The sequence below is a fragment of the Amycolatopsis keratiniphila subsp. keratiniphila genome, from assembly GCF_001620365.2.
Lineage (GTDB): Bacteria > Actinomycetota > Actinomycetes > Mycobacteriales > Pseudonocardiaceae > Amycolatopsis > Amycolatopsis keratiniphila.
This window is the reverse complement of record NZ_LQMT02000039.1, coordinates 145450-163951: the sequence shown is the minus strand read 5'-3', so window position 1 is coordinate 163951 and position 18502 is coordinate 145450. Positions and strand designations below refer to the sequence as shown.

Below are 18502 nucleotides of genomic sequence, written 5' to 3'. Positions count from 1 at the left end.
GTTACACCGCTGATCCGTGGTCGGAAGGTCGCGTCTGGCGGGACAGCCCGAGACGCCGCAACGACGCGTCGAGGTCCGAGCCGAGTTCCGCGCTGGACGCGTCCGCGGCCGGAGGTAGTGCCCGTATCACCAACGTGCTGCCCGGCGGCAGTGTTCCGATCCTGGCGGAAACGAGATGCCTCAACCGGCGGGTGACCCGGTGGCGGACCACCGAATTGCCCACCGCCTTGCTCACCACAAAACCCGCCCGCGCCGCTTCGGCGGCATCGGGCGGGTCCGTGGTCAACGCATGGACGACGAGGCGGCGCCTGCCTGCCTTGGCCCCACGCCGCATCACGGCACGGAAATCCTCACTGCGCCGCAACCTCGCGGCGGCCGGCAGCACGACGTCCCTCGACGACGGCCGGATCAGGCGGACAGCGCGCCGCGGCCCTTGCGACGGCGAGCCGCCAGGATGGCCCGGCCGGCGCGGGTCCGCATGCGCAGCCGGAATCCGTGGACCCGGGCGCGGCGGCGGTTGTTCGGCTGGAAGGTGCGCTTACCCTTGCTCACGACTAACTTCTCCTGTTTCTCGGCCGCCGGGAACGGTTCGACCCGTTCCTGGCGTGTCGTGCTGACGCACGGCAGTCTCTGGTGTCTCCTACCAACGTGTGGCCTCGTCACGTCGAGCGACGACAACGTGGGCACGCGAAACGCCCCCGCTGTATACGGGAGACCTTACGAGGGTACGCACCCACCGCCCGGGCCCGGCAGGCACCCCCTCGACCACGGACCGCGACCGTACGTGGAGAGTGATCACCGGCGACGCGAGGGCACCGAATGGCAACACGCCGTACACCGTGAAATGCTTGCGCGCGAGGACGCCTTGTGGCAACGAGCGGGGCTTGTTAGCGTGCCCCTCCCGGGTTTTCGCCGAGGTGGAACGGTGCAGGCGCCCGGGTGTCCTTGGGGATGTGGAGGCGTCCCGTCGGCATACGACGATCCCGCAGGTGGCGTCACCGCGGGCCGCCGTACATTAGTGCACAGCTGTGGACAACTATGTGGATATTTGCTGTGCGCACGAGCCGACCGGGCCATGATGACGCTCGACCCGGCGTTCGGGCCGCTGAGTGATCTCGCCGCAGCGCACCGACGAGGGGAGGGGAGTCAGGCAGGTGTCCGATCACCAGCACAATCTTGGCGTCATCTGGGAACAGGTCGTGCGCGAGCTGTCCGATGGCACCCTCTCCCCGCAGCAGCGCGCCTGGATGCGGGTGACCCGGCCGATCGGCCTGCTCGACGGCACCGCGCTCCTCGCCGCCCCCAGCGACTTCGCCAAGGAAGCGATCGAACGCGCCCTGCGCGGCGCGATCACCGAAGCCCTCTCGCGACGGCTCGGCCGCGCGGTCTCGCTCGCGGTGAAGGTCGACAGCACCGAGCCCCACACTCCGATGCCTCCGCCTTCGCCGGGTCCTCGCTACGAACCGACGTCACCCAGCCGGGTGGAAAACGGGTCCGGCCCGGTGCCGGGTACTCCTCCGCTGCCCGAGGGTGACGGCATGCTGTCCCCGACCAGGCCCCGGCCCGAGCCTCCGAAGCCCAGGCCGCCGAGGCAGCAGCCGGTGGACAACAGCCTCAACGATGGCGATGACAGCGATGAAGAAGTCGACGAAGAGGGCGAGGCCCTCGCCGCCGTGACCGAGATCTGGCCGACGTTCTCCGGTCAGCCGATCGCCGGCCAGCCCTACACCGCGCCGGCGCAGCCGCAGACGTCGAAGACGAAGCTCAACGAGAAGTACACGTTCGACACCTTCGTCATCGGTGCGTCGAACCGCTTCGCGCACGCGGCCGCGGTCGCCGTCGCCGAAGCACCGGCGCGCGCGTACAACCCGTTGTTCATCTGGGGAGAGTCCGGGCTCGGGAAGACCCACCTGCTGCACGCCGTCGGGCATTACGCCCAGCGGCTGTTCCCCGGTATGCGCGTGCGGTACGTGTCGACCGAAGAGTTCACCAACGACTTCATCAACTCGCTGCGCGACGACCGCAAGGTCGCGTTCCAGCGCCGCTACCGCGACATCGACATCCTGCTCGTCGACGACATCCAGTTCCTGGAGGGCAAAGAAGGTACGCAGGAAGAGTTCTTCCACACCTTCAACACCCTCCACAACGCGAACAAGCAGATCGTCGTCTCCTCCGACCGCCCGCCGAAGCGCCTCGAAACGCTGGAAGACCGGCTTCGCACGCGGTTCGAGTGGGGCCTCATCACCGACATCCAGCCGCCGGAACTCGAAACGCGTATCGCGATCCTTCGCAAGAAGGCGGCGCAGGACCGGCTCGCGGTTCCCGGCGAGGTCCTGGAGTTCATCGCTTCGCGCGTCGAGGCGAACATCCGGGAACTCGAAGGCGCGCTCATCCGCGTCACCGCCTTCGCGTCGCTGAACCAGCAGCCGGTCGACGTGGCCCTCGCCGAGATCGTGCTCCGGGACCTCATCCCGGATTCGCACGCGCCGGAGATCACCGCGCCGACCATCATGGGCGTCACTTCCGAGTTCTTCGACGTGACGCTCGACGACCTCTGCGGCCCCGGCAAGACGAAGGCGCTCGCCACCGCACGCCAGATCGCGATGTACCTCTGCCGCGAATTGACCGACATGTCGCTCCCGAAGATCGGGCAGACCTTCGGCGGCCGCGACCACACCACGGTCATGCACGCGGACAAGAAGATCCGCAAGGAGATGGCCGAACGACGGCGCATCTACGACCAGGTCCAGGAGCTGACCTCCAGGATCAAACAGCGCGCTCGGCAGTAATCCTCTAGTACACAACGCTTTTCAGGGGCTCTCACCGTCCAGGTGGGAGCCCCTTCTTCGTGTCCACATAGGCCTGAAACGCGTGTAGAGCCGCGAAGCACGGGTACATGAGGAGAAGCGGCGAAGGGCGCGAAGGAGGCGAAGCGCGCTTGAGTCGCCTTCGCGTTTTTCCTTGTGTACAAAGGAATCCACATGCTGTGGGCAGCTTGTGCACAACTCCGGCGGGGCGGAGAGCTGCGGCGACCGGGGTTCCGTCCACATCGCACTCACAGGGAATCCACAGTATTTCCACACCAAGATCCACACGCTGTCCCCAGGTTGCCCACATCTTGTGCACAAGGGTGATGCGGGCTGCACAGATCACTCTCCCGAGCGATTCCGGTCACGAACGCCGCCCACAACCCTGGGTACAAACCGCCCCGCGACTGGGGATAACCGTGGGGACAACTGTGGATGACTGTGGACAGATCGAGCGCCGCCCGAATCCATCCACGGACACCCTCAGCTGTCCACCGTCCGTACACACCCGGAGTCCACAGGCTTCCGAGCGCCCGGACCTGCGCGAACGAGCCTTGTCCACACAATCCACAACACCTATTACTACTGCTGTCTTTTCTTCTTCTCTAGAAGAGAACAAAACAAAAACAGGCGAAGGACGAAGTTGGGGACAGCTCCGGAGTCGTGTCGTCTTGTCGACAAAAGCAAGGGGAGGCCGAGGTGACGTGGACCCCGGGGACGGCCTAACGTGGGTCCCTGCACCTGGTCTGCGTGTCGACGTGCGTTCGCGTCCTCGCACGGACCGAACACACCTGCGAGGCACCTGGCCATCGCGCTCTCCGGCCGAGGTGACCCGTTGAGCTTTCGAGCCGTCAGGGGCTCGGCTGTCGAAAGGAAGCGCGCATGAAGATCCGCGTCGAGCGTGACGGGCTGGCCGACGCCGTCGCGTGGGTGGCGAGAAGCCTCCCGTCGCGGCCTCCGGTCCCGGTTCTGGGCGGTGTCCTGCTCGATGCGGGATCCGACGGGACGAGTGACGCCCTCACCGTCTCCGGATTCGACTACGAGGTCTCCGCAACGGTCGGCGTGCCGGCCACCATCGCCGACGGCGGCCGCCTCCTGGTCTCCGGTCGTCTGCTGGCCGACATCACCAAGTCACTGCCCGCGCAGCCCGTCGAGATCTCCGTCGACGGCGCCCGCGCGACCATCACCTGCGGGTCCGCGCGCTTCTCCCTGCCGACCATGCCGGTCGAGGACTACCCGCAGCTCCCGTCCCAGCCCGCCTTCGCAGGCGAGCTCACCGGTGACGCGTTCGGCCAGGCGGTCACCCAGGTCGTCGTCGCCGCGGGCAAGGACGACACCCTCCCGATGCTGACCGGTATGCGCCTGGAGATCTCCGGCTCCTCGCTGACCCTGGTCGCCACCGACCGCTTCCGGCTCGCCATGCGCGAGTTCACCTGGGAGCCGGCCGAGGGGCTGTCCGACGCCGCCGTGCTCGTCCCGGCGCGCACGCTCGCCGAGGCCGCGAAGACGCTCGGCGCCAGCGGTGCCAAGATCCGGCTCGCGCTCGCCAGCGGTGAAGGCCTGCTCGGTCTCTCCGGTTCCGGTCGCTACACCACGACCCGTCTCCTCGACGCGGAGTTCCCGCCGTACCGGCAGCTGCTGCCGGCGCAGCACACGTCGCGCGCGGTCATCGAGGTCTCCGCGCTCGCCGAGTCCATCAAGCGTGTTTCGCTGGTCGCCGAGCGTGGCACCCAGGTGCGGCTGGAGTTCAACGACGGTTCGCTGCGGCTGTCCGCCGGTGGCGACGACGAGGGTTCGGCCGAAGAAGAGCTTCAGGTCGACTACGAGGGTGAGCCGGTGACCATCGCGTTCAACCCGGGTTACCTCGTCGACGGGCTCGGCGCGCTGAACGCGAACCGGGCGGAACTGACGTTCACCACTCCGAACCGGCCGGCGCTGATCAAGCCCGCCGACGAGGAGGGCAACGTCGTCCCCGGCTACCTGTACCTCCTGATGCCGGTTCGCCTCCCGGGCTGACCGGCCGCCACTTTCTGTTCGCACCAAAGGGGATCTTCATGGCTCAGCTGGGACTCATCGGCCTCGGCAAAATGGGGTTCAACATGCGTGAGCGGCTGCGCGCGGCCGGTCACGAGGTGGTCGGCTACGACCGCAACCCCGACGTCACCGACTCCACCTCACTCGAGGACATGGTGTCCAAACTGGACGGTCCGAGGATCGTCTGGATCATGGTGCCCGCCGGCGAACCGACCCGGCAGACCGTCGCGGAGCTCGGCAACCTGCTGTCCGAGGGCGACCTCGTGATCGACGGCGGCAACTCGAAGTACACCGACGACCGGATCAACGCGGACCTGCTCGCCGCCAAGAAGGTCGGTTACCTCGACTGCGGGGTTTCCGGTGGCGTGTGGGGCAAGGACAACGGCTACGGCCTGATGGTCGGCGGCGCGGCTTCGGACGTCGAGAAGGCCATGCCGATCTTCGACGCGCTTCGCCCCGAAGGTCCGCGTGACGAGGGCTTCTCGCACGCCGGCGCCGTCGGCTCCGGTCACTACGCGAAGATGATCCACAACGGCATCGAGTACGGCATGATGCAGGCCTTCGCCGAAGGCTTCGAGCTGCTCGAAGCCGCGAAGGTCGTCGAGAACGTGCCCGCGGTGATCAAGGGCTGGCAGCGGGGGACCGTCGTCCGCTCGTGGCTGCTCGACCTGCTCGTCCGCGCGCTCGACGAGGACCCGGAGCTGGACGACCTCGAGGGCTATGTCGAGGATTCCGGCGAAGGCCGGTGGACGCTGGAAGAGGCGATCAACAACGCGGTCCCGGCGCCGGTCATCTCGGCCGCGCTGTTCGCGCGGTTCGCCTCGCGCCAGGAGGACTCGGCCGCCATGCGGGCCGTCGCCGCGCTGCGCAACCAGTTCGGCGGGCACTCGGTCAAGAAGGCCGGCGACTAGGCGAGCGGGTTGTATTTAAGACATCTGCAGGTCACCGACTTCCGGTCCTGGCCACAAGCCGATCTCGCGCTCGAACCCGGCCCGACCGTCCTCGTCGGACAGAACGGCCGCGGCAAGACGAACCTCCTGGAGGCGATCGGCTACATCGCGACCCTGGGCTCGCACCGCGTCGCGACCGACGCGCCGTTGGTACGGCACGGGTGCGAACGCGCGCTCATCAGGGTCGCGGTGGTCAACGAGGACCGCGAGCTGACGGTCGAGCTGGAGATCACGCCCGGCAAGGCGAACCGCGCGCGGGTCAACCGCGGCGCGGTCGGCAAGCCCCGTGACGTGCTCGGGATCCTGCGCACGGTGCTGTTCTCCCCGGAGGATCTGGCGCTCGTGCGCGGGGATCCCGGGGAGCGCCGCCGCTTCATGGACGAACTCCTCGTGCTGCGCGCGCCCCGGTACGCCGGGGTCCGCGCCGACTACGAGAAGGTGCTGAAGCAGCGGAACGCCCTGCTCAAGACGGCGGGCAAGCGGCGTACGGGACGCGAAGACCCGTACGCGTTGTCGACGCTCGACGTCTGGGACGACCACTTGTCGGTGGCGGGCGCCGCGCTGCTGGCCGCGCGGCTCAACCTGATCGCGGATCTCGCGCCGTACGCGGCCGCCGCGTACATGGGGGTCGCGCCCGACTCGAGACCGGCGAAGATCGCGTACAAGTCGAGCCTGGGTGAAGCGATGCCGGAGGGCTACGGCACTCCGGACGGTCCTCGCGCCGACCAAGCGGTCCTCAAGGAAGTGCTGGTGGAGGCCCTGAAACGGTCGCGGAACCTGGAGCTCGAACGTGGGGTGAGCATGGTCGGCCCGCATCGGGACGAGCTCGATCTCATCCTCGGCGAAGCGCCTGCGAAGGGCTACGCGAGCCATGGGGAGTCCTGGTCGTTCGCCCTCGCGTTGCGTCTGGGAAGCTACGAGCTCCTGCGTGGCGAGGCCGGGGAACCGGTGCTTCTGCTGGATGATGTGTTCGCCGAGCTGGACCGGCGTCGCCGGGCCCGGCTGGCGGAGGTGGCGGCAGGCGCCGAGCAGGTGCTGGTGACCGCCGCCGTGGACGAGGACGTGCCCGCCGAACTGGCCGGACATCGCTTCCTCGTGGCCGATGGTGAGATCAACCGAGGGTGAATCCGCGCGGCGGACACCCCGGGTGATCGGCGCCACAGCAGTTGCCCACCGATCTGGGGACAAACCTGTGGACAGTGTGGATAACACCAGGAAAGCGTTATCGCCCCGCGTGACCAAGGGGCCTGATAAGCGGCTTGACACCCCTCACTCGGGTGGTGACCCAAGTGAGGGAGCCTTGTTCGATACGCAGCGTGAACCCATCGCGGTATCGAACGGTGCAACCGATACCGAAAGCAAGGAACCGGCGACGGGGCGTGACCTCGCGCGCGCCGCGCTGGACGCCGCGAAGGCGAAAGCCAAGGCCCGTGGAGTTGAACCGGGCGTGCGCCGCGGCCGTATCACCGGAGGGGGAGCCGCTTCGGTCGGCCAAAGCCCGCGACGTCGTCGCTGGTCAGGACCAGGCGCCGACGCTCGCGACCCGCAGCCGCTCGGCAGGCTCGCCTCTCGGATCGCGGTCGACCGCGGCTGGAACACGCGGCTGGCCAACGGCCAGGTCTTCGGGAGCTGGACGCGGCTTGTGGGTGAAGAGGTCGCCGAACACGCTCAGCCGGTGGCCTTGAAGGACGGCGAGCTGACCGTCCGCGCGAGTTCGACGGCGTGGGCGACGCAGCTTCGCCTGCTTCAGGGGCAGCTGCTGGCGAAGATCGCCAAGGGCGTCGGGAACGGCGTGGTGAAGAAGATGCGGATCCAGGGACCGACGGCGCCGAGCTGGCGGAAAGGGCCGCGGCACGTCCCGGGACGCGGCCCGCGTGACACGTACGGCTGACCCGAGTTGCGCTTCGCCGCGACAGTGCCCATTAAAGCGCCGAGAACGCCTCCAGAGTGCTTCGCGAACGTCAAGACTCTTCTTCGAACGAATTAGCGCGCCTGTGAGCAAATCAGGGGTGTCCTTGCCGCATGTCTGCGGACGCGGCCAAGTACACTGGAGATGAGCGAGCGTCCGCTCGGGCGAGACGAGGAGAATCAACGCCTGTGACCGAGAACAAGAGCGAGTACAACGCGTCGTCGATCACGGTGCTCGAAGGCCTCGAAGCCGTCCGCAAGCGTCCCGGTATGTACATCGGTTCCACCGGTGAACGCGGCCTCCACCACCTCGTCCAGGAGGTGGTCGACAACTCCGTCGACGAGGCGATGGCCGGCTACGCGACCAAGGTCGAGGTTACCTTGCTGGCCGACGGCGGGGTGCGAGTCGTCGACGATGGCCGCGGCATCCCGGTCGACATCCACCCCAAGGAGCAGAAGCCGACCCTGGAGGTCGTGCTCACCGTGCTCCACGCGGGCGGCAAGTTCGACAGCGACTCCTACGCGGTCTCCGGTGGTCTGCACGGCGTCGGCGTCTCCGTGGTGAACGCGCTCTCGACCAAGCTGATCGCCGAGGTCAAACGCGGCGGGCACAGCTGGCGGCAGGTGTACACCGACCAGATCCCCGGCGAGCTGGAAGACCTCGGCCCGGCCGAGGACACCGGCACCACGATCACCTTCTGGGCCGACGGCGACATCTTCGAGACCACGACGTACAACTTCGAGACGATCTCCCGGCGTCTTCAGGAGATGGCCTTCCTCAACAAGGGCCTGACCCTTTCGCTGCGCGACGAGCGCGTCGCCGACGAAGAGACCGAAGCCGACGCTTCCGGCCAGGCGGCGCGGGTCAAGGAGAAGACCTACTGCTACCCGGGCGGTCTCGAAGACTTCGTCAAGCACATCAACGGCAGCAAGGACCCGATCCACGCGTCCGTGATCTCCTTCGAGGCCAAGGGCACCGGCCTCGAGGTCGAGGTCGCCATGCAGTGGAACAACGGCTTCACGCCGTCGGTGTACACCTTCGCCAACACGATCAACACGCACGAGGGCGGCACGCACGAAGAGGGCTTCCGCGCCGCGCTCACCCGCGTCGTCAACGCGTACGCGCGCGAGAAGAAGCTGCTCAAGGAGAAGGACGCCAACCTCTCCGGTGACGACGTGCGCGAGGGGCTCGCCGCGATCGTCTCGATCAAGCTCTCCGAGCCGCAGTTCGAAGGCCAGACCAAGACCAAGCTGGGCAACAGCGAGGCCAAGACGTTCGTGCAGCAGACCTCGAACGAATGGCTGGCCGACTGGTTCGAGCGCAACCCCACCGAGGCGAAGACGATCATCAACAAGTCGATCTCCTCGGCGCAGGCGCGGATGGCCGCCCGCAAGGCGCGCGACCTGGTCCGCCGCAAGGGCGCGCTGGAGATCGGCGGGCTGCCCGGCAAGCTCAAGGACTGCCGCTCGACCAACCCGTCGGAATGCGAGCTCTACATCGTCGAGGGTGACTCGGCGGGCGGTTCGGCCAAGGAAGGCCGCGACTCGATGTACCAGGCGATCCTGCCGATCCGGGGCAAGATCATCAACGTCGAGAAGGCACGTATCGACCGCGTCCTCAAGAACACCGAGGTCCAGTCGCTGATCACCGCGCTCGGCACCGGTATCCACGAAGAGTTCGACATCGAGAAGCTGCGCTACCACAAGATCGTGCTGATGGCCGACGCCGACGTCGACGGCCAGCACATCACCACGCTGCTGCTCACCTTCCTGTTCCGGTTCATGCCCCCGCTGATCGAGCACGGGCACGTGTTCCTCTCGCGCCCGCCGCTGTACAAGATCAAGTGGCCGCGGCAGGACCCGGAATACGCGTACTCCGACAGGGAACGCGACGCCGTCATCCAGGCGGGTGTCGAGGCCGGCCGGAAGCTGCCGAAGGACGACGCGATCCAGCGCTACAAGGGTCTCGGCGAGATGAACGCGGAAGAGCTGTGGGAGACCACGATGGACCCGGCGAACCGGCTGCTCGGCCAGGTCACCCTGGACGACGCCGCGCAGGCCGACGACCTGTTCTCCGTCCTGATGGGCGAGGACGTCGAAGCGCGCCGTTCCTTCATCACGCGTAACGCCAAGGACGTGCGCTTCCTGGACGTGTAGACGTCCCCGTTCCTCTTTGTCCCCTTAGGACTGCTCCCACGAGAAGGACCTCATGACGGAAACCTTGCCGCCGGCTCCGGACCACGACCGGATCGAACCGGTCGACATCCAGCAGGAGATGCAGCGCTCCTACATCGACTACGCGATGAGCGTCATCGTGTCGCGGGCGCTGCCGGACGTGCGGGACGGCCTCAAGCCGGTGCACCGCCGCGTGCTGTACTCGATGTTCGACTCCGGCTTCCGCCCCGACCGCGGGTACAACAAGTGCTCCCGCGTCGTCGGCGACGTGATGGGCAACTACCACCCGCACGGTGACTCCGCGATCTACGACGCGCTGGTGCGGCTCGCGCAGCCGTGGTCGCTGCGGTACCCGCTGATCGACGGCCAGGGCAACTTCGGTTCGTCGGGCAACGACCCAGCCGCCGCCATGCGGTACACCGAGTCCCGGCTCGCGCCTCTCGCGATGCACATGCTGCAGGACATCGAAGAAGAGACCGTCGACTTCTCCGACAACTACGACGGCCGCACGCAGGAGCCCGACGTCCTGCCGTCGCGGTTCCCGAACCTGCTGGTCAACGGTGGTTCCGGGATCGCGGTCGGGATGGCGACCAACATCCCGCCGCACAACCTGCGCGAGGTCGCCGACGGCGTCAAATGGGCGCTGGAGAACTACGAGGCCAGCGACGACGAGCTGCTCGCCGCGCTGCTGGTCCGGATCAAGGGCCCGGACTTCCCGACCAAGGCGATGATCCTCGGCAACTCCGGGATCGAGGACGCGTACCGCACCGGCCGCGGTTCCGTGCGCATGCGCGCGGTCGTCGAGGTCGAAGAGGACGCCAAGGGCCGCACGATCCTGGTCGTGTCCGAGCTGCCGTACCAGGTCAACCCGGACAACCTGGTGGAGAACATCGCGAACCTGGTCCGCGACGGCAAGCTCACCGGCATCTCCGACATCGCCGACGAGTCCAACAGCCGCAGCGGGATGCGGATCGTCGTCACGATCAAACGTGACGCGGTCGCCAAGGTCGTGCTGAACAACCTGTACAAGCACACCCAGCTGCAGCAGAACTTCGGTGTCAACATGCTGGCCCTGGTCGACGGCGTGCCCCGCACGCTGCGGCTCGACCAGATGATCCGGCACTACGTGAAGCACCAGATCGACGTCATCGTCCGCCGGACCCGGTTCCGGCTGCGCAAGGCCGAGGAACGCGCCCACATCCTGCGCGGTCTGGTCAAGGCGCTGGACATGCTCGACGAGGTCATCGCCCTCATCCGGCGCTCGCCCTCGGCCGAAGAGGCCCGGCCCGCCCTGATGAGCCTGCTCGACGTCGACGAGATCCAGGCGACCGCGATCCTCGACATGCAGCTCCGCCGCCTCGCGGCACTGGAGCGGCAGCGGATCATCGACACCCTGGCCGAGATCGAACTCGAGATCGCCGACCTCAAGGACATCCTCGAGAAGCCCGAGCGGCAGCGCGCGATCATCGCCGAGGAGCTCCAGGAGATCGTCGACAAGTACGGCGACGACCGGCGCACCAAGATCATCCCGTTCGACGGCGAGGTCTCGGTCGAAGACCTCATCGCGGTCGAGGACGTGGTCGTCACGATCACCCGCACGGGTTACGCCAAGCGAACGAAAACCGATCTGTACCGCTCGCAGAAACGCGGCGGCAAGGGCGTCCAGGGCGCGACCCTCAAACAGGACGACATCGTCCAGCACTTCTTCGTCTGCTCGACGCACGACTGGATCCTGTTCTTCACGAACAAGGGCCGCGTGTACCGGGCGAAGGCGTACGACCTGCCCGAGGCCAACCGCAACGCGCGCGGCCAGCACGTCGCGAACCTGCTCGCGTTCCAGCCCGACGAGCAGATCGCCCAGGTCATCGAGATCCCGAACTACGAGGTCGCCCCGTACCTCGTGCTCGCGACCCGCCGCGGCCTGGTGAAGAAGACCAAGCTCACCGACTTCGACTCCAACCGCGCCGGCGGCCTCATCGCCGTCAACCTGCGCGAAGGGGACGAGCTGGTCGGCGCGGTCCTCGCGGCCGCCGAGGACGACCTGCTCCTCGTGTCCGCGGAAGGCCAGTCGATCCGCTTCCACGCCACCGACGAAGCCCTGCGCCCGATGGGCCGCGCGACGTCCGGTGTGCTGGGCATGCGGTTCAACGACGGCGACGAACTGCTCGGCATCAACGTCGTCCAGCCGGACAAGTTCCTCCTCGTCGCCACCGGCGGCGGCTACGCCAAGCGGACTCCGACCGAGGATTACCCGGTCCAGGGCCGCGGCGGCAAGGGTGTGCTCACCATTCAGTACGACCAGAAACGTGGCAGGCTGGTGGGCGCGGTCATCGTCGACGCCGAAGACGAGCTTTACGCGATCACCTCCAGCGGCGGGGTGATCCGTACTTCGGCCGGGCAGGTGCGCAAGGCAGGCAGGCAGACGAAGGGAGTGCGGCTGATGAATCTCGACGAAGGAACCACTCTTCTCGCGGTCGCACGCAACGCGGACGAGCCCTCAGACGTCGCCACTGCAGGTAGTACTGAAGGAGAAGAAACCCCGGCGTCGGAGCAGGAGTAGACGACGCCCCACGTACTGGGTAAGGACTGACACCTCGTGACACCATCCGAGAAGCCCGAAGCAGGCGGCGCGCAGGCGGGTTCTTCGAGCCCGCCCTGGCAGCGTGACAGCGGCGCCGGGGAACCCGAAGGCTCCAGCGAGCAGACGGTCTCGGTGTCTTCGGTCGCCACCGAAGACGTGGCCCACTCGGACCCGAAGCGGGACACGACCACCGTGACCGACTATCACGGGGTCAGCGGCACAGCCGCGAAGAGGCTTTTCGGCGACAGCGGAGAGGGCGACCCCGCCCCCTCCGCCATCCCGTCGGCCTCCCGCACCCGTGCCGCCCCCACCGCACTCCGCCGCCCCGGCCGCGGACCGCGTCGCGCCAGCCTGCAGATCAAACGCTTCGACCCCTGGTCGGTGCTGAAACTGTCCCTCGTCCTCGGCGTCGCGCTGTTCTTCGTATGGCTCGTCGCCGTCGGCGTCCTCTACACCGTCCTCGACGGCATGGGCGTCTGGGACAAACTCAACGGGACCTACTCGTCGCTCGTCGGCGGCGAAGGAGCCGACGCACCGGCCGACCCGTTGATCAGCGCCGGCCGCGTCTTCGGTATCGCGGCCATCCTCGGCGCCATCAACATCGTGCTGATCTCGGCGCTGGCCACCGTCAGCGCCTTCATCTACAACGTCTCCGCCGACCTCGCCGGAGGCCTGGAAGTGACCCTTTCCGAACGAGAGTGACCCGGTTGCAGGGCGCCGAAAGGCGTCCTGTAATCTTCTCCTCGTTCGGGCCCATAGCTCAGGCGGTTAGAGCGCTTCGCTGATAACGAAGAGGTCCCAGGTTCAAGTCCTGGTGGGCCCACACCGAAAGCCGGTTCGCGATTCTCGCGGGCCGGCTTTTTCGTTGCGCGCGTCGGCTTCTCGTTCGGGGAGGAACTCGTCGAGCAACGTGAAGAGCAGTTTCGAGACGCGTGCTTCCTGCTCGGCTGTGATGTCCCAGCTGGTCCAGCCTTCCGGCAGCGCGAGGTGGCGCACCTGGCCGGTCCAGCCGTGGTTGCAATCCTTTCCGCGACGTGCGACCAACCAGTCCCGCCACCCGTCGAGCCCGGGGCCGCCGTGCCGAAGCGCGTGCTGGTCGTAGCCGATCAGAAATGACTCCAGGTCGGGAAGGGATCGGATACCGAACATCAGTGGTCGTTCGGCGACGGAGGCGAAGTGCTCGCGCTCGCTACAGGCCTTCACATCTCGCATGACCACATCCTGCCGCCCCAGTGGCCGAGGTCATGGGCGCTTCCCGGCAGGGTCTTCGGTTCCACGTGGAACGTTGGGCAGGGGGCGTCCGGCGAACGGCGTGCAGTAGCATCGGTGGGGAAGCGGAGCAACTCGGCGGAAAGAGGGGGCTTCTGATGAAGAAGCTGTTGGCACTCGCGGTCATCGCGGGCGGCGTGCTGTTCGTGATCAAACGCAACAAGGCCGCCAAGGCCGAGGCCGACCTCTGGCGTGAGGCCACCGCTCCCACCGAGCGTCCGCTGGGAACCGCTTCCACCAACGGAAGCGCCCCGGCCAAGGCCGCGGACGCGTCCCGCAACAACTGATTTCGGCGCGGGCGGTTATCATGATCGCCTGCGACCCGGGGCTGTAGCTCAATTGGTAGAGCACTGCCTTTGCAAGGCAGGGGTCAGGGGTTCGATTCCCCTCAGCTCCACTCTCGGAAACGAGAAGGCCACCCGTACCGCGGGTGGCCTTGTCGTTTCCGCCAGAATGCGCGCATGGGTGTCCTCTTCGACTACTTCGCCGCCCCGGACAACGACGCCGCGGCCGCCACGATCGACCTCGTCGGAGGTCCGACCGAGGCCGCCTTGCCGACCGTCCAGCTCAAGGGCGTCGATCCGTTCGTGCAGCTGGGCACGGCGGAGTCCCTGCTCACCGGTGTCGACTACGACACCGTCATCGCCCGCGACCTCGCCCCGGTCGCCATGGCCGACGAAGGCGCGCGTCTGGTCGTCCCGCTGACCGAAGAGCTGTCCGCCGCGCTGTCCGGCGCCGACGCGGAGCGCCTGCGAGAGGTGGCCGAGCCCTGGTCCCGGACTGAGGAGTTCGGCGGCCAGGCCGATCCCGCCGACCTGGCCGCCCTGCTGGACGACCTCGCGGAACTCGCCCGTGGCGCCAAGACCCGGGGAGATCGCCTCTACTGCTGGGTCTGCGTCTGAGTGGTGACGCTCGTCACCGTACGCGGATGACAAAGTCGCACGCTCAGCCAAGTCAACGCTGCTTACATGGGGGTGGAATCCGGACAGCGAGGTGAACATGGTCAGTTTCGAAACCGACCTCGACGATCTCAGGTTGTCGAGCAAGGAACTGCAGAACGCCGCGGACATAGTCGGTACCGCACACACCGGTGTGCGAGGACAGGACGTGCCCGCTCCCGACCCGGTCACGGGGAGCCTTCTTCCCAGCCTTTTCGCGCCGGACACCGCGTTCGGGAAAAGCCTGGGCATGCGCGGGGTTTCGGCGGCGTACGAGGAACACCGCCAGGCCGTCGAGAAGATGCTCGCGAAGCTGCACCGCAGCACGCAGGACGCCTCGCGGGCCCTGGAGCGGGTCGCCGAACTTTACGAATCGGTGGACGAGGACAACAAGCAGCGAGTGAACCGCGCGGCATACGGGAACCAGGGGTAGCGGCGTGGACGACGGGTACTTCACCGCACTGGACGCGGAAACCACCTCCGGCTTCGGTGACAACAGCAAACTTCTCGAGGGCATCTCCCACGACCTCACCGCGGGTGCCGAAAAAGCCTTCACGGCATTGGACCTCCTCTACCCGCCGTTCTTCGGTGCCGACGTCGACTTGAGCGGCGGTCTGAAGGAAGAGGTCCGCGACTTCTTCCTCGAATTCTCCGAGGCGGAACTCGTCGGCGAGACCAGCCTGCAGACCATGATCGAGGCCTACGAAGGTCTCTGGAACGCTTTCCAGGACACGAAAGCGCCGCTCGACCGGTCCTTGGTCCTGCTTCTCAAGTGGCGTGGTGAAGGCGCCGAGACCGCCAAGAGCTACATCCAGGGTCTCGTGAACACCTATTCCCGCGTGGGTACCAAACTCACCGTGCTGGAAGCCGACATCGTGGCCGCGCGGGACGCCATCGCGACCGCACGGGCCGACCTGAGCACTCTCGCCGCCTCCTTCCTGACCGCGGCGGAAAAATACCGGGACGACAAGGAACGGCAGGACGAATCCGCCTTGGTGAAGGCGTTGGCCGCGACCTTCGCCGCCGCTGTCACCGCTCTGCTCGTGGCCGCCGCGCCTCCGGCGGGCCTCACCGCGGCGACGTTCTTCACCACGGCGAACGGAGTACAGGTCGCCGGTGCGGCGGCCGGTGCCGGGCTCTCGACCCTGGTCTCCGAGAACGCCGCGATCGTCGGGGACAGCCCCGAAATGATCTACAACAGCTTCCACGACGGTGTGGTCAACATCCGTGAAGCCATGTTCCGCGCGTCGGAATCGCTGATCTCGAAGATCAACACCGAGATCAACAACCTGCCGATCATCCCCGAACCGCCGGACGTCAGCCCGGGCGAAACGTTCGACCCGGGCAACTTCGAAACGGAGAACACCGACAAGGGAACGGAAAAGCGGGTCCGGGACAAGAACGTCGACATCTCGAACGACGGCAAGTTCCAGGAACCGCCGCGGGAGCTGTCACCCCTCAAGGAGTGAGCGTGGCCGAAAAACCGGCACCCAAGAAACCGGGTGACGACCGGCAAGCGATGCTCGAGGCGCTGGCCGCCCTCTCGGTGGACGCGTCCTCACCGGACGGTGCCGTTTCCGTTTCGGTCAACACCGACGGCGTGATGACGCGGCTTCGGGTGGGCGAAGCCGCGTCGCGGATGTCGCCCGCCGAGATCGCGGACACCGTCATGCGGACCTATCAGGAAGCGCAGCAGGGATCCGCGAAACGCAGCGCGGAGCTGATGGCGCCGATCGGCAACGCCGGCTACATCACCGACCGGCTCCGCTGGCGGCTCGGGTTCACCCCTTCGTTCCAGGAGCCCGGGGAAACCGTCACACCGCCGTCGCCGCGGCGGACGACCGCGGGCACCGAGAACGTGGTGCTCAAAGACCGTTCGGAGGAACCGGCCGGGTCCGTACCGGACGAGCAGCCCGAATCCGAGGATCAGTACTACGAGCAAGGCCTGCGGTACCGGCCTTCCTGGTAGCGGCGGGGCTTGCCCTCAAGCGTGCTTCAGCGGGCACGCTGGCCCGGCGGCGGAAGATCATCCGCCGCCGGAGCCGGAGGGTGACGATATGAGACGTGAAGGCGTCGTGCTCGCGTTGGCGTGTGCGGGATCCTTCGTGGTGATCCTCGACGCGACGATCGTTTCCGTTGCCCTGCCGTCGATCCGGCTCGGTCTCGGATTCTCGGCGGGCGCGCTGGCCTGGGTGGTGAACGCGTACACCCTCGCCTTCGCCGGTTTCCTGTTGCTGGGCGGCCGGTTGTGCGACGAATTCGGCGTCCGGCGGATCTTCGTGCTCGGGATGAGCCTGTTCACCGTCGCGCGGCTCGCCGCCGGGCTCGCCGGTTCCCCGGAAACGCTGCTCGTCGCCCGCACGGTGCAAGGGTTCGGTGGCGCGCTGCTGATGCCGGTGACGCTTTCCTTGCTCACCACGACGTTCACCGAACCCGCCCGCCGTGCACGAGCCTTGGGCACCTGGAGCGCGGTGGGTGCGGCCGGTGCCGCTGCAGGACCGGTGATCGGTGGCCTGCTGACCCAATGGGCGGGCTGGCGCTGGGTTTTCTTCGTCAGCGTCCCGATCGGGGTGGTGGCCGTCGTCGCCGCCGGAGCGGTGCTGCCACTGCGGGATCGAAGCCGTCCTCGCGGCAGGCTGGACGTGCTCGGCGCGATTCTGTCGGCGACGGGACTCGTCGGTGTGGTCTACGCGGTGATGCGTTCGTCCTCCGACGGCTGGGGCAGCGCGGCCGTGCTGCTTCCGTTGTCCGGCGGGCTCGTCCTGCTCGCCGTTTTCCTGGTGCACCAGCACAGGTGGGCGGACGAACCGCTGGTCGCGCTCGGGATCTTCCGGCTGCGCTCGGTCAGCAGCGGGAACCTGGTGATCTTCTTGCTGGGCCTGGGTTTCCTTGCCAGCCCGATCCTGCTTTCGCTGTACCTGCAGGACGTCCACGGCTACTCGCCGATGCGAGCCGGGCTCGCCTACCTGCCGGTGGGGGTGGCGATGTTCGCCGGCGCGCGGACGGCGGGCGGGCTGTCGGTGCGGATCGGGCCCCGGCGTGCGGCGGCGTTGTACTGCGCGATCGGCGCGGCGGGTTTCGCCGGGATCGCGGTGCTGGCCGGTGCGCACGCTTCCTACGTCGTTTCCGTGCTGGTGCCGGGAATGGTCTTCGGATTCGGGACGGCGGCGGCCTTCACCCCGATCACCGTGGCCGCCACCAGCGGGGTGCCGGAACGGCAGAACGGCCTGGCCGCCGGTCTGCTGAACACCGTCCGGCAGACCAGCGGCGCGCTCGGGCTCGCCGCGTTGACCGCGCTCGCCGCGGCGGTGACCGCGAGTTCGCCCTCCGGCCTGCCGAAAGGGGAGGCGCTGGTGCACGGCTACACCGCCGCGTTCCTCGCCTCCGCCGCCTGCCTCACGGCCGCCGCGGTGGTCGCGGCGCTGGCGATGCCGGGGCTCAGCTCGCCGCGGCGTGGGCGGGCAGATCGACCCGGTCGCGGAACCACGGGCAATCCTCAAGGTTCCCCTCGCGGCGGCAGGTGAGCAGCTCGACCAGGTAGTCGTGCGCGGTGTCGAGCCGCGCACGCTCCTGCTCGATCTCGGCGAGCCGCCCCGTCACCACTTCCCGCCAGCGGTGCTGCTCGGCGAGCAGTTCGGTGATCCTGGCCAGGCCGAGCCCGCCGACCTGCCGCCAGTGTTTGATCAGCGCGATGCGGTACAGCTGATCGTCGTCGTAGTACCGCTGCCCCGAGCGGCGGCGGGCGGTGATCAGCCCTCGGCGCTCCCAGTAGTGCAGGGTCGAGATCGCCAGCCCGAAATGGTCGGCGGCCTCGCGAACCGGCGTCAAGGAATCCATGCG

18 protein-coding genes and 2 tRNA genes are annotated in these 18502 nt (G+C 67.5%); 16 read left to right on the top strand and 4 right to left on the bottom strand.

Going from position 1 to position 18502, the window contains the following annotated elements; genetic code table 11:
* Position 1: 1 nt before the first annotated feature.
* A complete protein-coding gene (gene rnpA, locus AVR91_RS36150; RefSeq protein WP_063276695.1) occupies positions 2-385 on the bottom strand; it encodes a ribonuclease P protein component in 384 nt (127 codons plus the stop codon).
* A 23-nt stretch (positions 386-408) separates the two neighbouring features.
* Complete coding sequence (gene rpmH, locus AVR91_RS36145) at positions 409-552, bottom strand: 50S ribosomal protein L34 (RefSeq protein ID WP_005154511.1); 144 nt, start codon at positions 550-552, stop codon at positions 409-411.
* Positions 553-1154: 602 nt separating this feature from the next.
* Here rpmH and dnaA point away from each other — a divergent pair.
* The 9 genes from dnaA to AVR91_RS36100 all read left to right on the top strand — a co-directional run bounded on the left by dnaA (position 1155) and on the right by AVR91_RS36100 (position 13278).
* Positions 1155-2789 carry a chromosomal replication initiator protein DnaA gene (gene dnaA / locus AVR91_RS36140; protein ID WP_063276696.1) on the top strand — a complete coding sequence of 545 codons (1635 nt, stop codon included), beginning with the start codon at positions 1155-1157 and terminating at the stop codon, positions 2787-2789.
* 900 nt (positions 2790-3689) lie between these two features.
* A complete protein-coding gene (gene dnaN / locus AVR91_RS36135) occupies positions 3690-4823 on the top strand; it encodes a DNA polymerase III subunit beta (protein ID WP_020632653.1) in 1134 nt (377 codons plus the stop codon).
* Positions 4824-4861: 38 nt separating this feature from the next.
* On the top strand, positions 4862-5752 hold the full coding sequence (gnd, locus tag AVR91_RS36130) for a phosphogluconate dehydrogenase (NAD(+)-dependent, decarboxylating) (RefSeq protein ID WP_037333975.1): 891 nt from the start codon (positions 4862-4864) through the stop codon (positions 5750-5752).
* Positions 5753-5761: 9 nt separating this feature from the next.
* On the top strand, positions 5762-6916 hold the full coding sequence (recF, locus tag AVR91_RS36125) for a DNA replication/repair protein RecF (protein ID WP_063276697.1): 1155 nt from the start codon (positions 5762-5764) through the stop codon (positions 6914-6916).
* A gap of 199 nt (positions 6917-7115) precedes the next feature.
* The gene (locus AVR91_RS36120) at positions 7116-7682 is read left to right on the top strand and encodes a DciA family protein (RefSeq protein ID WP_063276777.1); all 567 of its coding nucleotides are present in this window, start codon (positions 7116-7118) and stop codon (positions 7680-7682) included.
* 206 nt (positions 7683-7888) lie between these two features.
* A complete protein-coding gene (gyrB, locus tag AVR91_RS36115) occupies positions 7889-9856 on the top strand; it encodes a DNA topoisomerase (ATP-hydrolyzing) subunit B (RefSeq protein WP_016330464.1) in 1968 nt (655 codons plus the stop codon).
* Between the two features lie 52 nt (positions 9857-9908).
* On the top strand, positions 9909-12434 hold the full coding sequence (gyrA, locus tag AVR91_RS36110) for a DNA gyrase subunit A (protein WP_016330465.1): 2526 nt from the start codon (positions 9909-9911) through the stop codon (positions 12432-12434).
* A 36-nt stretch (positions 12435-12470) separates the two neighbouring features.
* The gene (locus AVR91_RS36105) at positions 12471-13157 is read left to right on the top strand and encodes a DUF3566 domain-containing protein (RefSeq protein ID WP_016330466.1); all 687 of its coding nucleotides are present in this window, start codon (positions 12471-12473) and stop codon (positions 13155-13157) included.
* 47 nt (positions 13158-13204) lie between these two features.
* Positions 13205-13278: transfer RNA gene (locus AVR91_RS36100), tRNA-Ile, on the top strand.
* Here AVR91_RS36100 and AVR91_RS36095 read toward each other — a convergent pair.
* Entirely contained in the window at positions 13260-13667 is a 408-nt protein-coding gene (locus AVR91_RS36095; protein WP_076857514.1) for a hypothetical protein, read from the bottom strand. The genes AVR91_RS36100 and AVR91_RS36095 overlap by 19 nt on opposite strands.
* Positions 13668-13822: 155 nt before the next feature.
* Between AVR91_RS36095 and AVR91_RS36090 the strand changes: the two genes are divergently transcribed.
* The 7 genes from AVR91_RS36090 (at position 13823) to AVR91_RS36060 (ending at position 18186) form a co-directional block, all read left to right on the top strand.
* A complete protein-coding gene (locus AVR91_RS36090; RefSeq protein ID WP_016330468.1) occupies positions 13823-14011 on the top strand; it encodes a DLW-39 family protein in 189 nt (62 codons plus the stop codon).
* A 37-nt stretch (positions 14012-14048) separates the two neighbouring features.
* Positions 14049-14121, top strand: a tRNA-Ala gene (locus tag AVR91_RS36085).
* A gap of 64 nt (positions 14122-14185) precedes the next feature.
* A complete protein-coding gene (locus tag AVR91_RS36080) occupies positions 14186-14626 on the top strand; it encodes a hypothetical protein (protein WP_063276698.1) in 441 nt (146 codons plus the stop codon).
* 97 nt (positions 14627-14723) lie between these two features.
* The gene (locus tag AVR91_RS36075) at positions 14724-15095 is read left to right on the top strand and encodes a hypothetical protein (RefSeq protein ID WP_063276778.1); all 372 of its coding nucleotides are present in this window, start codon (positions 14724-14726) and stop codon (positions 15093-15095) included.
* Between the two features lie 4 nt (positions 15096-15099).
* Complete coding sequence (locus AVR91_RS36070) at positions 15100-16131, top strand: hypothetical protein (protein WP_063276699.1); 1032 nt, start codon at positions 15100-15102, stop codon at positions 16129-16131.
* A gap of 2 nt (positions 16132-16133) precedes the next feature.
* Complete coding sequence (locus tag AVR91_RS36065; RefSeq protein WP_228709436.1) at positions 16134-16631, top strand: YbaB/EbfC family nucleoid-associated protein; 498 nt, start codon at positions 16134-16136, stop codon at positions 16629-16631.
* An 88-nt stretch (positions 16632-16719) separates the two neighbouring features.
* Positions 16720-18186, top strand: a complete 1467-nt coding sequence (locus AVR91_RS36060; protein ID WP_063276700.1) for a DHA2 family efflux MFS transporter permease subunit — start codon at positions 16720-16722, stop codon at positions 18184-18186.
* On the opposite strand, the gene AVR91_RS36055 is transcribed toward AVR91_RS36060, so the two are convergent.
* The gene (locus AVR91_RS36055; protein WP_063276701.1) at positions 18101-18499 is read right to left on the bottom strand and encodes a helix-turn-helix domain-containing protein; all 399 of its coding nucleotides are present in this window, start codon (positions 18497-18499) and stop codon (positions 18101-18103) included. The two genes, AVR91_RS36060 and AVR91_RS36055, sit on opposite strands and share 86 nt — an antisense overlap.
* Positions 18500-18502: the final 3 nt, after the last annotated feature.